This window comes from Sphingobacterium siyangense (genome assembly GCF_023277505.1).
Classification (GTDB): Bacteria; Bacteroidota; Bacteroidia; order Sphingobacteriales; family Sphingobacteriaceae; genus Sphingobacterium; species Sphingobacterium siyangense.
In genome coordinates, this window is the sequence record NZ_CP080574.1 from 3,037,255 (window position 1) to 3,050,682 (window position 13,428).

Annotated in this window: 13 protein-coding genes and 1 tRNA gene; 6 read left to right on the forward strand and 8 right to left on the reverse strand. The window is 36.7% G+C overall.

The window, feature by feature from the left end:
* Position 1: 1 nt before the first annotated feature.
* The 4 genes from K2F45_RS12260 (at position 2) to K2F45_RS12275 (ending at position 3,447) form a co-directional block, all read left to right on the forward strand.
* Positions 2-520, forward strand: coding sequence for a YceI family protein (locus tag K2F45_RS12260; protein WP_075992444.1), 519 nt, complete (start codon positions 2-4; stop codon positions 518-520).
* A gap of 55 nt (positions 521-575) precedes the next feature.
* A tRNA-Ser gene (locus tag K2F45_RS12265) sits at positions 576-663 on the forward strand.
* Between the two features lie 232 nt (positions 664-895).
* Positions 896-2,179 (forward strand): site-specific integrase, encoded by a 1,284-nt coding sequence (locus K2F45_RS12270; protein WP_248933718.1) that lies wholly within the window; start codon positions 896-898, stop codon positions 2,177-2,179.
* A gap of 35 nt (positions 2,180-2,214) precedes the next feature.
* Positions 2,215-3,447, forward strand: a complete 1,233-nt coding sequence (locus tag K2F45_RS12275; protein ID WP_248931832.1) for an IS256 family transposase — start codon at positions 2,215-2,217, stop codon at positions 3,445-3,447.
* A gap of 924 nt (positions 3,448-4,371) precedes the next feature.
* On the opposite strand, the gene K2F45_RS12280 is transcribed toward K2F45_RS12275, so the two are convergent.
* From K2F45_RS12280 to K2F45_RS12305, 6 genes are all read right to left on the reverse strand, one after another.
* Entirely contained in the window at positions 4,372-5,370 is a 999-nt protein-coding gene (locus tag K2F45_RS12280; RefSeq protein ID WP_075992447.1) for an NADP-dependent oxidoreductase, read from the reverse strand.
* Positions 5,371-5,372: 2 nt separating this feature from the next.
* Positions 5,373-6,137 carry an SDR family oxidoreductase gene (locus tag K2F45_RS12285; RefSeq protein ID WP_075992448.1) on the reverse strand — a complete coding sequence of 255 codons (765 nt, stop codon included), beginning with the start codon at positions 6,135-6,137 and terminating at the stop codon, positions 5,373-5,375.
* Positions 6,138-6,203: 66 nt separating this feature from the next.
* Positions 6,204-6,932, reverse strand: coding sequence for an SDR family NAD(P)-dependent oxidoreductase (locus K2F45_RS12290; RefSeq protein WP_248933719.1), 729 nt, complete (start codon positions 6,930-6,932; stop codon positions 6,204-6,206).
* Between the two features lie 44 nt (positions 6,933-6,976).
* Positions 6,977-8,068, reverse strand: a complete 1,092-nt coding sequence (locus K2F45_RS12295) for an alkene reductase (RefSeq protein ID WP_248933720.1) — start codon at positions 8,066-8,068, stop codon at positions 6,977-6,979.
* Between the two features lie 63 nt (positions 8,069-8,131).
* The gene (locus K2F45_RS12300; RefSeq protein WP_248933721.1) at positions 8,132-8,722 is read right to left on the reverse strand and encodes a TetR/AcrR family transcriptional regulator; all 591 of its coding nucleotides are present in this window, start codon (positions 8,720-8,722) and stop codon (positions 8,132-8,134) included.
* A 291-nt stretch (positions 8,723-9,013) separates the two neighbouring features.
* Positions 9,014-9,868 carry an AraC family transcriptional regulator gene (locus K2F45_RS12305; RefSeq protein ID WP_075992451.1) on the reverse strand — a complete coding sequence of 285 codons (855 nt, stop codon included), beginning with the start codon at positions 9,866-9,868 and terminating at the stop codon, positions 9,014-9,016.
* Positions 9,869-10,008: 140 nt separating this feature from the next.
* On the opposite strand from K2F45_RS12305, the gene K2F45_RS12310 reads away from it, so the two are divergent.
* Together K2F45_RS12310 and K2F45_RS12315 are read left to right on the forward strand one after the other, a co-directional pair.
* The gene (locus K2F45_RS12310; protein ID WP_248933722.1) at positions 10,009-10,965 is read left to right on the forward strand and encodes a phytanoyl-CoA dioxygenase family protein; all 957 of its coding nucleotides are present in this window, start codon (positions 10,009-10,011) and stop codon (positions 10,963-10,965) included.
* A gap of 140 nt (positions 10,966-11,105) precedes the next feature.
* Positions 11,106-11,729 carry an HAD family hydrolase gene (locus K2F45_RS12315; RefSeq protein ID WP_075994774.1) on the forward strand — a complete coding sequence of 208 codons (624 nt, stop codon included), beginning with the start codon at positions 11,106-11,108 and terminating at the stop codon, positions 11,727-11,729.
* A 119-nt stretch (positions 11,730-11,848) separates the two neighbouring features.
* On the opposite strand, the gene K2F45_RS12320 is transcribed toward K2F45_RS12315, so the two are convergent.
* Both K2F45_RS12320 and K2F45_RS12325 read right to left on the reverse strand, forming a co-directional pair.
* Positions 11,849-12,709: an SDR family oxidoreductase gene (locus K2F45_RS12320; RefSeq protein WP_248933723.1), complete on the reverse strand. Its 861-nt coding sequence runs from the start codon at positions 12,707-12,709 to the stop codon at positions 11,849-11,851.
* Between the two features lie 79 nt (positions 12,710-12,788).
* Positions 12,789-13,358, reverse strand: a complete 570-nt coding sequence (locus K2F45_RS12325) for a Crp/Fnr family transcriptional regulator (protein ID WP_075992454.1) — start codon at positions 13,356-13,358, stop codon at positions 12,789-12,791.
* Between the last annotated feature and the right edge of the window lie 70 nt (positions 13,359-13,428).

Genomic DNA, 13,428 nt, shown 5'->3' on the forward strand with positions numbered 1-13,428 from the left:
TATGGCACAAGGAAAATGGGAACTAGACGCTGCACATAGCGAGATAGAATTCAAAGTTAAACACATGATGATTACGAACGTTAAAGGAAACTTTGACGGTTTTAAAATAGATGTTGATGCCGATGGCGAAGATTTTAAAAATGCCCTAGCGAAAGTTGTTATTGACACTGCGTCCATCAATACGCGTAATGAACAACGGGATGGACATCTAAAAAGTCCAGACTTTTTTGATGTGGAAAAATATCCCACCATTACTTTTGAGGCAACGAGTTTAGAAAATGAACAAATTAAGGGAAATTTGACTATTCGTGATGTCACTAGACCGGTCGTTTTTGATTTAGAATTTGCAGGTATCCAAAAAGACCCTTGGGGAAATACCAAAGCTGGTTTTATTGTAGAGGGCAAAATCAAACGTTCAGAATTTGGCCTTAATTGGAATGCGGCATTGGAAACAGGAGGGGTAATGGTGAGCGACGATGTAAAATTTAGTGCTGATATTCAGTTTATAAAAGCTCAATAAGCACAATATGTAAAATAAAATTTGGTAGGAGAGTGGAAATTCGTACTTTTGTCGCGGAGAGTTGGCAGAGTGGTCGAATGCGGCGGTCTTGAAAACCGTTAACTGTCACAGGTTCGGGGGTTCGAATCCCTCACTCTCCGCCAGGTGCAAATTTTAAAATTTTTAAAAAGCACTAAAAAATAGATAAATCCTGCAAAATCAATGATTTGCAGGATTTTTTTGTTTATGGGAATTGCTGAAATTTTCAAAAATACTCATAATTTTTGTGGCACATTCGTGGCACATTGAGTTTCTGCAAAAATGTGCCACAAAATGCCACATTGACAACTGAAAAAATCTTTGGTTCGACATTTATAACCCTTAAAAAGTTTAATTATGTTAGAACAAAGTTATGGGCTAACCTTCTTTCTAAAGAGCCCAAGAGAAAAAAGCCGAACTATCCGCCTTGTCTATGTTCGAATTACGGTGGATGGAATTACAAAAGAATGTTCCACAAAACGACAGTGGGATGTTACAAGATGGAACCAAAAGGAAGAAAAAGCTATAGGTACCAAGGAGGATGCTAAAGAGCTCAATTTCTTTTTAGATTCATTTAGGACCAAGATTAACAGCTATCGGACAGAACTGCTGAATAATGATAAGCTTATTACGGCTGTTGATCTTATCGATTTTGTGAATGGTAAGTACAAACGTCATAACTCCGTATTAGAAGAATTTCTGGAACATAATGATGAGATAGCTGCTTTAGTTAAAACTGGAGAGTATTCTGATGGAACACGTGAAAGATATGTTACTGCCCGTTCTCATGTAGCAGAGTTTATTAAATATAAATATGGACGTGAAGATCTTTCGTTTTCTGCACTAAACTATGAATTCGTGAAAAATTATGAATTATACCTAAAAACTATCAGAAATTGTTCGAACAATACCTCATTGAAATATATTAGTAATTTTAAGAAGATAGTTCTTCGCGCAATAGCTAAAGAAATTATTCCTAAAGATCCGTTTAAACTTTTTACCAGTAAGAAAACAAAGATAATAAAGAAACCTTTGACAAAGGCTGAATTACAGCGGATTGAAGAAAAGGTGTTTTCATCTAAAAGGTTAGCAGTAGTTAGGGATGTGTTTGTTTTTCAGTGTTATACAGGATTATCCTATATTGATGCTTTTCAATTAAAATGGAACGATATAAAAGAGGCTGATGATGGAAGTATGTGGATCATGTCTAGCAGACAAAAATCAAAATCTGGAACTGATATTCCTTTATTACCAGAAGCTCTTGAGATAATTGCTAAATATAGTAATGATCCTGAATGTATTAAAAGAGGAGCGGTTCTACCAGGCCGTTCTAATCAGAAAATGAATGAATATTTAAAGGAAATTGGTGAATTGTGTGGGATTTATGAAACTTTAAATACCCATAAGGCCCGTCGTACTTTTGCAAGTACAATTATTTTAAATAATGGTGTTTCAATTCATGTAGTTAAAGAAATGTTAGGGCATTATTCAATAAAGCAAACCGAAGAATATGCTATAACACAACAAGAAGCTATTGCACGAGAAATGAATAAATTAAAGCTAAAATTAACTAATAAAAATTGTATCGATAAGAATATTAGAGACTGTAACATGAACTGTGTCAATGGAATAATTCAATAAGATTATTTATATTCAATTATTCAAACGACATGGTCATGAAAGAAAAAGACCCATTCGACTTTGAACGCTTCAAGACAGAAGCCATGCAAGGTCTTTACGAAGGTAAAAGTTTGTCTCCCAACGATGGCGTCCTAGCGCCGTTAATGAAGCATCTGTTGGAATCAATGATGGATGGAGAACTGGAAAACCATTTGAACGAAGAGAAAGCGTCGGGCAATAGTAACCGGCGAAATGGTAAGACAAAAAAGACTGTCCGAGGCCTTAATACTGGGACATTTGAACTGGAAACAGGTCGTGATAGATCCGGCACGTTTGAGCCGAAAGTAGTACCTAAAAGACAATTAATCATTACTGAACAGCTTGAGGGACACGTATTGAGCATGTATGCCAAAGGAATGAGCACACGGGCGATAAGTGAGTTTATCCGCGAAATGTATGCAATGGAGATCTCTGCCACAGAAATATCACGTATTACCGAAAGTGTACTTCCAGCGGTAAATGAGTGGCGTAGCAGGCCTCTTGAAGCTGTTTATCCCTTTGTTTTCCTGGATTGCATGCACATTAAAGTTCGCCAGAATGGAACTGTTGAATCAAGAGCTATTTATAACATACTGGGAGTTGGCATGGATGGTAGAAAAGATCTGATCGGTCTTTATAGCTCAGAAAATGAGGGAGCTAAGTTCTGGCTTTCAGTTCTTACGGATCTAAAGCAACGTGGTGTTGAAGACATCCTTATAGCTTGTATTGATGGTCTAAAAGGGTTTCCCGAGGCCATAGAAGCTATTTTTCCAAAAACAAAGATCCAACTGTGTATTGTTCATCAGATCAGAACAAGCATGCGCTATGTAACCGAAAAAGATAAGAAGGTAGTAATGGAGGATCTAAAGCCAATCTATAAGGCCGTGAACGAAGAAATGGGATATGAAAACCTACTGTCTTTCGAAGAAAAATGGGGTAAGAAATACCCTCTTGCCGCCAAATCCTGGATCGATAATTGGACTAATCTTTCCACTTTCTTTGAGTACGAAGAACAGGTTCGCAAGATTATATACACCACAAATCCGATTGAGGGAATACACCGTCAGATACGAAAGATTACTAAGTCCAAGGGAGCGTTTAGCTCTGAACAGGCTTTATTGAAGCTGATGTATCTGATTATTAAGGACATTTCTAAAAAATGGACGATGCCAATACATAACTGGGGCTTGACTATATCCCAACTATATATTAGATTTGGGGATAGACTCAAACTCGAAAGAGGTTTTTAAGTTTTTAATCCAATGACACAGTTGGTGTTACACTCCCGAATATTAAAAATGATTTTGGTGATCTTGAAAAAGAAATGCAAATTTTACAAAATTTAGCTTATGCTGAAAACATTGATGAAGCTATTAGTAATTATAAAATCTTAGAATTTATTTTAAGGGTGGCTCAAGGAACTAATGGTAGTTTTTAATATATTGCTCTATTTGTGGGATTTACATATATCGTTTCACTTATTTAGCAGACAGTCAACCCAGTAAATTTGATCCCTTACTCGCTTCTGGCTTGAGTCTTACATATTCATCGACTTCCTCCCATAGTGGAGTTTTATTTGATAAAGCATTAATTACCTGAATTGGGGTACGGCCCGTTAGAGGATCTAAGCCAATTATAATAAAATTGCCATTGCGATAGTAGGTTTGGTAGGTCAGGATCCTTGATATCAACTGTGGATTTGTACGCGATCACCCGGTATCGGTCGGTTGTAGCGAGTTTGTCTTTTACGGTAGTATCGCTTAAGCTTTAAATACTGTTTATTATTCTTTTTAAGAATCTTATGAACAGTTGCCGTAGAGATTGAGACCCCATATAAACGTTTCATCTCACTAGCAATACTCCGATGCCCTAAATTGCGGTTTGTCCTTAAATCTAGAATTCGATCCTCATCTTCTTGAGTTATTTTACTATGGATTTTATGCGGCTTTCTACTACATAAAGTTATTGAAAGGATTTATATGAATCCCACATATGAAGTAAATTTTAGGTCCGAGACGTTGTGAAGTATTTGTGAAGCATTTTATTCTTTGGCTTATTTTATTATCTAAGGTGTAGGATTCAGAGATATCGTTTCACTTTCTTTAGCTGTAAGTTGTAAGTGATGTCTTTAATTTTGTACACATAAGTGCTTGAAAATGGAAGGCTCTTCACTTTCATTTTATTTTAACCACAACTTTTCCTTTCGCTCTTCCATTTTCGACATATTCCAAAGCTTTGTTGGTTTCTTCAAAAGGAAATACTTTGTCTATGATAGGCATAATAATTCCAGAATCTATCAATTTTGTAATTTCTTTGAGCTGATTTCCATCTGCCTTCATAAAAAGGAACGTGTAATCAACGCTCAATTTTTTCGCCTTTTTCTTAATCCCGAAACTCAGAAATCTTGTTACCATCTTTACCATCCAATTCGCATGGATAGCTTCAGCAAACTCAGGTGTTGGCGGACCGGAAATTGAAATGATCTTGCCTCCTGCTTTTAAAATATTTAATGATTTTTCAAGTGTTTTATTATCCTGGCTATTTAAAACGAGGTCATAATCTTTCAGTATTGCTTCAAAATCCTGTGTTTTATAATCAATTAAAATATCAGCTCCTATTTCTTTCAGGAAATCAAAACTTTTGGCACTTGCAGTTGTCGCAACAGTTGCGCCAAGATGTTTCGCTAGCTGGATCGCAATGGTACCTACTCCTCCCGAACCCGCCTGAATAAATACTTTTTGTCCTTTTTTTAACTGACCAATTTCCACCAGAGCCTGCCACGCTGTGAGTGCGACCAAAGGAACCGATGCAGCTTCTTCCATCGAAAGATTCTTTGGTTTAAAGGCTAAATCTTCTTCCCTCACCGTTATATATTCTGCAAACGTACCTATATGAAAGTCGGTCGGCCTGGCATAAACTTCATCTCCAACATTGTATTTTTTCACATTCTTTCCCACTTCCTTTACAATTCCAGCAAGATCGTGACCTAAAATAAGCGGCATTTTGTAGGGAAGAATAAGTTTGAATTCCCCTGTTTTTATTTTCGAATCTAACAGATTTAAGCCTGTTGCATAAATCTCCACCAAAACTTCATTGTTTTTAATTTTTGGTAAAGAAACATCTGTCAGCTGCAGACCTCCCTTTGTATATTTATTAATTAGAAATGCTTTCATGATTATTTCAATTTTATATACTCTTTTTTAGCATTGATTATATTATAGGCCATCTTAGGCGCAATCCTATTAAGAATGGAAATAACCTTTGTATCCCCCACTTTTATCGTTTCAACGTCTTTCTTCATACCTAAAATCAGCCCCTTGACCAGTTGTTGCGTACTTATCTTTTTATCTTGACGATCGGCGACCATATCGGTATCGACCAAAGGTGGAAGCAATTCAAAAACTTTCACCGAACTATTAATTGCCTGCAAATGTGACCGCAATGATTTTGTATAAAATGCCAAAGCTGTTTTCGAAGCAGAATACGTTGCTTCTAAAACTGACGGAACAATGCTCAGAATCGAAGTCGTATTGACAATCGCTGCTTCTGGGCGGGATTTGAGCATTTCCATAAACAGATTATTCAGGCGGATTATGCCGAAATAATTAACTTCCATTTCATAAACAGCACCTTCCAGATGCCTAGTATCGGCAATACCAAGGTTTAACGGAGCAACCCCAACACCTGCATTATTGTAAAGGATGTCAATACCCCCAAGTTCGCTTACCTTTTCATAAAGAGCAATTGCATCTTTCTCCTGCGAGGCATCGGACTGAATGATCGTTATTTCAGGATATTGCTTTTTTACGGCTTCCAGTTTTGACTGGTTTCTTCCTGTAATAATTACCCTGTTTCCCAGTGCTAAAAACTGTTTTGCAGCTTCCAGTCCTATTCCTGAACCTCCTCCAGTTATCAGGATTGTCTTATTTTTTAAATTCATAATGAGAAAATTTAATAAGAACTGAACCAATCTTTTAACTTCTCAAAAGAATGATTCAACTTGTATTTATGCCTGAGCTAATTTTGCCATAGCTTCCCCAATTGCATTTGCGTAAACCTTTGTATCACCAACAGGAATATCAAACAAATTGTTTTCCAGTCCAATAAACAGTTCTTCTGCCACTTCACTGGGTGCAATTCCTGCCGCCCCACCTATTTCAGCAGAAAAATCGGTGTTTACCAAGGGAGGATAGACCTCATAGACCTGAAGTTTTTGCTGCTCTTCATAAGTTTTTCTCAGAGCTGTAGTATAGCTATGTAGTGCCGCTTTAGTTGCACCATAGGTTGGAAGAAATTTATGACTTCCATATACAGCAATAGACGAAACATTGACCACCGCTGATTCTTCTTTTTCCAACAAATGTGGAATCATTAATTCTGTAAAGTGAATGATCGCAAAATAGTTCGTATTCATCTCGATCATTGCTTTTTCGTGTGCGTTGGTCGTTTCACTGAGTAAATATCCAAAAGCTGCTCCCGCATTATTAATGATGATATTTACATCATGATGATTTGTCTTCAAATCTTCTGCAATTCGTATCCTATCTGTTCCTACTGAGAGATCGCCCTGAATCGCAACGGCATCTTTCAACTCGGTCAACGCTCTTTGAAGACGGTCCTCACTACGTCCGTTTATAATAATTTTATTTCCTGCTTCATTTAATTTTTTGGCAATTGCCAATCCTATTCCTGCGCTTCCGCCACTAATGAATATAGTATTTCCTGTTGTTTTCATTTTGACAAATTTTGTTTGATATTATTATATATATAACTGTGTTCTTATTTATTTAAAAATGGATAATCTGTATATCCTTTTTCTCCGGGGGTATAAAAAGTTTCCTGATCTGGGATATTGAGTGCCGAATCTGTTTTAAAACGTTCAACCAAATCCGGGTTAGCAATAAATGGAACGCCAAAAGACACTAGATCCGCATCTCCATCCTCCAAGACCTGTGTGGCCGTTTCTTTATTGAAAGCACGGTTAATGATAATAGTTCCTTTATAAATTTCACGAAAATGCTTTGCCACGTGCTGAATCGCATTTTTATTACCCGTTACATCGGTGAAAGGCTCTATTAAATGAATGTAGGCCAGATCATAATCATTCAACCGCTTAATAATGTAGTCATAAGTTGCAATGGTCTCATCATCTACAGCAATTCCCATTATTCCATTCAACGATGGATTGAGACGCACGCCAACATTTTTGATGTCAGCCACTTCTCTGATCGCATCTAATATTTCAAAAAGAATTCTTGCGCGATTTTCAGGAGAACCTCCGTATTCATCTGTTCTGTTATTGGCATTTTTGCTGAAAAATTGCTGCAAAAGATAGCCGTTTGCACCATGAAGCTCTATCCCGTCAAAACCAGCGCGGAAAGCATTGATAGCTCCTTGTTTAAAATCGTTAACTGTCCTTTTGATATCTTCAATTGTCATCGGCTGAGGAGAAACGGTAGGTTTAAAGCCTTCTAAAGTAAATGCTTTCTGCCCAGGATTATAATCGGATGGAGCAAGAGGTAATCTGCCCTCATGCAAATCTGGATGTGAATAAGCACCTGTATGCCAGAGCTGAGCAAAGATCTTTCCTCCTTTGTCGTGAACAGAACCAGTGACCAATTTCCAGCCTTCAATCTGGTTATCGGTATAGATTCCGGGAACATTGATAAATCCGATACCCTCCTCACTGATAAAAGTGCCTTCGGTAATGATCAGTCCGGCTGTTGCACGCTGCGCGTAATATATCGCAGTCAGTTCGGTTGCAACATTACCCTCGTTGGCAGATCGGGCTCTGGTCATTGGAGCCATTACCATTCTGTTATTTAACCGTTTACCATTAAGCTCGTAGCTTTCAAACAACTTGTTGCTCATATTTCAATTCTTTGGTTTAATATTTAAAATATACTTTTTAGTCTATTTTGTCTCAAAAAAGAATTACAGCAGATACTGCTCTAATTCTTTTTTAAGGTCCTTAATAAGTTCTAGCATCAATTTTCTCGATCCTATCGTCCTGCTCATAACAATTCCACCTTCAATCGCTGAAAACATTTTAAAGGCAAAAACTTCTGCATTTAGGTTGTCTGAAAATTCACCGTTAATTTTTCCTTCTTTCAGTACATTTGAAAGAGCGATCTGACCAGCATTAAGTACTGCTGCAACCTTCTTTTTTATCGAAGGAAAATTATCATCAGCTTCAACAGCGGTGTTAAAGATGGGACAGCCTCCTGCTATATACGTATCAATCGGATTCTTATAAAAATCAAGATATAAAAAGATTTTCTCTTTCGCTGTTTTACCTTTTGATACAACGGATGCCACTCTTTCGGTCATTTTTTTTATGGAATAGTCTACAACCTGTTCCGAAAGATCCTCTTTTCCATTGAAATGCCCATAAAGACAGCCCTTGGTTAACTTGGTCGCTTCCAAAACATCGTCAATGCTCACACCCGATATCCCTTTCTCATTGTAAAGCGGGCTGGCGGTTTCAAGAATAAATTGTTTTGTTTTTTCTGCTTTTGTCAACATCTGTTTTATTATTTACGCTACAAATATACTAAAAAGTATATTTAGAAAACAAATAAAATATACTAAAAAGTATATTTTGACATTTTAAACATAGCATGCCAATTCCGTAAAAGTATTGCGTTATGACCGACTCGTAAAGCTTTATCCATTCAAGACGCTTTTTTATCTAATTGTTCATGTTGTTGGTATATTAGAATGAGGTAAAATTACCGGTTCTACTATCATTTTAACTGAATTCCACAGCTCTAATATTATATACTTTTGTGTTAGAGTGTTTTGAATAGTAAATCATTATAGGTTCATTTTTTTAGTATACTGTTTTTTAAACTCCCCGGGAGCCTGTCCGGCAATGCGTTTAAATAGTTTGGTAAAATAGGAGAGGCTTTCAAATCCGACATTGTAGCATACTTCAGATATATTTTTATCTTGAAGAAGTAGTCTTTGAGCTTGGTTTATTCTATATTGATTTACAAAATCGGTAAAGGTCATATCCGTCTGCTTTTTAAAATAACGGCAGAAGGCTGATGTACTAAGATGAACTTTTTTTGCAATCTCATTTACATCGGGCTTTTTGTCGAAGTTTTCATGGATATACCCGTAAATGGTTCCCATTCTAACCTTGTCATTCAATATGAATCTGACACTGGTATCCTGAGAATTTAGAATATGGTATTCTTTTGAGTTTGCAAGGATATAAAGAATTTCCATCAATTCAATTAGAGAGAAAAATGGATTTTCCTTATTTATATTTTGAAGCCTCTTACTGACAACGTCCTTTGTTTTTCCAAAAAAGGACATTCCCATACTCGCTTTCTCCAATAGGTTCCTGATGTGTTCATATTCATCAAAAGGAACTACGATATTCTGTACAAATTTTTCATGAAATTGTACCACGATCTGATTGTATTCAGTCTCAATGCCATAATCAAAATTTAGGTGTGGAATATTTGAACCGATCAGCACGAGATCATTCTCCACAAATCCCGCTATATTTTTGCCTACATGTCTGATTCCGTTTAGAGCCTCTACAAAGACAAGCTCTATTTCTGGATGGTAATGCCAATAAAAATAATTCTTTAGCCGGGGTGAAAAAATTTTAAAAGATTTACCCTTCTCAAATAAGATTTCCTCCTTGATTATTTTCATGTGAAACTGTATTGAATGATTATTGATGTAAATATATGAATAAATGGTCAATACAGAGCAAATAAACGCCTTTAATGTTAAAATTAATGATACTTATAATTTGGAATTTTGGATAAATAATTATTATAAATATTAAAGAAATGGAAAAATTTCAAGTAAAAGGGGAGAATAAAGCCCACAAGGAAATTCCGGGCAACCCATCAGTGGCAACAACAAGCCAGATTAAATTAAGTACTCGCGAGAATGGAGAACCATTACGTGTATTGAGTGAAGAAGATTGGAAATTCTGGATTGAAAACGGATATATTGTTGTTAAAAATGCTGTTTCAAAGGAACAAGCCAAAAAGCTTGCAGACTTCTTGTGGGATTATGAAGGGAAGGATCCCCAAGATCCAAATACTTGGTACAAACAATCGGCTGAAATGAAAATGTCTGAATTGAACAATACTGGAATGGTGGAAGTTTATAACCATAAATACCTTTGGGATAACAGACAAACCGAAAAGGTTTATAATGCATTTGTTGATGTATGGGGTACTGAAAAGCTATGGGTAACAATAGACAGAGCCAACCTCAATTTCCCGATTAGGCCTGGTTATGAATACAAAGGTTTTATTCATTGGGATTATGACCCAGAGACAAAGCCACAGAATGTTCAAGGTGTGCTCGCATTAGCAGACCAGACTGACGAAAATATGGGTGGATTCCAGTGTATCCCTGAGCTTTTTAGAACTTATGATACCTGGAAGTTAAACCAGCCAGAAGACAGGGATCGATATAAACCGGATACTACTGGTTTTAACCCGACGAAAGTAAAGATGGAAGCTGGTGACCTATTAATTTTTAACAGCTCCCAACCACATGGCATTCGAGTTAACAATAGTTACAAAGTCCGTATCGCTCAATATATTTCCATGATGCCTGCTGAAGAAGATAATATTGAAATGAGAGATTGGAGAGTAAAAGCATGGCGGGAGAAAATTACGCCTGAAGGTTATGCATTTCCAGGTGATCCACTACAGAGAGAGAAAGTTCATCCAATCGCCACACTTTCGCCGCTTGGCAGAAAACTGTTGGGACTGGACTCCTGGGAGTAATCCTGTACAGTTTATTAGTACTGTTGGTTTTAACGAAGTAAATAATGTTTAGATTAAGAAATTCTAGAACTTTAGACTGTTTTGGTTGTAAAGGAGCATGTCAGAATACGCATATTCTTAAAAGTAAAAAGAAAGAGGCAATGAAAAATATTAAAGCAATCATTTTTGATTTGGATAACACTATTTATGCTGTAGAGAGCATTTCGGATGCTTTATTCAAGGATCTTTTTGATTTGATTAGATCGGACGGACGCTTTGAGGGAGATTTTGGAGATGTACAGGATACAATCAAGAGAAAGCCATTTCAATTTGTGTCCGAACAATTTCGGTTTGATCCCGAATTAACAAATGAATGTACTGAACTGCTATCTGACCTGGTACATGAGGGGCCTATCCAAACTTTTGAGGAATTTTCAAAGATTGGAGAAATTAACTGCAAAAAATTTTTGGTAACAACCGGATTTATGAATCTTCAGTGGAGTAAAATCAAAAAATTAAGATTAGAACAGTTTTTCGAAGAAATTTTTATTGTAGATCCTCAAACGTATACAGAAACAAAAAAAGATATATTTAACAGGATTGTCTGTAATTATCGTTTTAATAAGAATGAGGTACTTGTTTTGGGAGATGATCTAAACTCAGAAATCAAAGCCGGTGAGGAACTTGGACTTAAAACGGTCGTATTTGATTATGAATATAAATTTTCTGGAAATACGGATCAAAAGGTGGTAAATAATTACAGACAGTTTATGGGACTTTTTTAAAACTATTTGCAAACTATGAAATAAAGGTCTTGATTTAATCAAGACCTTTTTGTTAATCGTCAAAACTTTAAAGGCAAATAACTTTGTAGATTCTCTGGTTATCCCATCAAAATCTTCTGCTATAACAGTTCTCCCATACCGAATACAGTCAGTCCTTTGGCAAATTGCTCCGCGACAGCATGATTTGCAGCTTCAATAAATTGTCCTGTTATAGGATCGACCACAGTACGCAATGGTCGGGTACCTTTTTCCGTTTCAATAAGTTTTACAATTGCATCGGCAACATCCTGAGGATTTGGTTTTTTAGATTGCATTTCGGCACCCAATGCTGTGATCATTTTGTTTGAAATATTCGCGACAGCGCCATATTTTTCATTTACATCTTGATCGGATGCTGGGTTGTTTTTTTGCTGCATTTCGGTCGGGAAAGCACCCGGCTCTACAACAGCAACATCAATACCTAAACGCTTTACCTCATAATGCAAACCTTCGCTGATCCCTTCTAGTGCAAATTTTGAGGCAGCATAGATGGTAGCAAACGGAAACGATACCCGCCCAAATCCACTTGTAACGTTAATAATCAAACCATCTTCCTGTTTTCGCATGGTTGGCAATACCTCTTTTATCAGTCTCCAAGGTGCGTATACGTTGATATCAAAGGTGGTGTGCAAATCAGCTGTAGTAAAACTCTCGGCTACGCCGTTCATGGCATAGCCTGCATTATTAATAAGGACATTAATGGTGCCTTCATTTTCTAAAATTTTCTCAACTGCCTGTTTCACACTTTGATCGTCTGTGAGATTGACATCTAAGACGGTCACGTTTTCTATCGCTTCGAGTACTGCTGCTTTGTCAGCATTTCGGCCTTTGGTATCTCGCATCGTAGCGTATACCTTATAACCTAAAGCTGCCACACTGTGGACTGTTAGCCATCCAAATCCACTATTTGTTCCTGTTATTAATACAATCTTTTTGCTCATCTTTTTTTATTATTTAAATGAATATGCAAATATTGATAATGACAACATAAAAACATTTACCAAATGGTAAAAAGCATCATCAACGGATATTACGGCGTATACGGCTGAGGGATTGTTGGGTAACACCAAGATAGGAGGCTATGTAAGAAAGTGGTATGCGGTTTATGAGGTTTGGGAATGCCGTAATAAATGATAGATATCGCGTGGTGGCATCTTCCGAGACTAAGGGACTTCTCCGTTCCATCGCAAGAGTAAGACATTTTTTTACCATTTTAGCTTTCATCATTTCCCAACCTACTATGGTATTAGAAATTTCATCCCAGTTTTTTTTACTAAAGACAAGCACCCTACAGTCGGTTACAGCTTGAACATATTCTGAGGCTGCGAGCTGGGCTTCAAACCTGTCGTTATCGACAACAAAGTTACCTTCATCAACAAAATAATTGGTAATCTCCTCGCTTTTGTTGTTGTAGTAACAGAAACGGAATACGCCCTCCAATACGAATGCAACATAACGTGGTACCTGTCCCGCTTCTGATAGATAATCATGTTTCTTAAATTCAAGCGTTTCAACCTTGCTCTGCAATAAATCGATCTGTTGTTTATTGAGGTCGCCAAATTGTAGAATAAAATTTATTAGCTCTTCCATTTAATAAATATACTATTCGTTATGAATGCTTCAATTACCAAATTGTAAAAAATAAAGCAGATTGATTGGA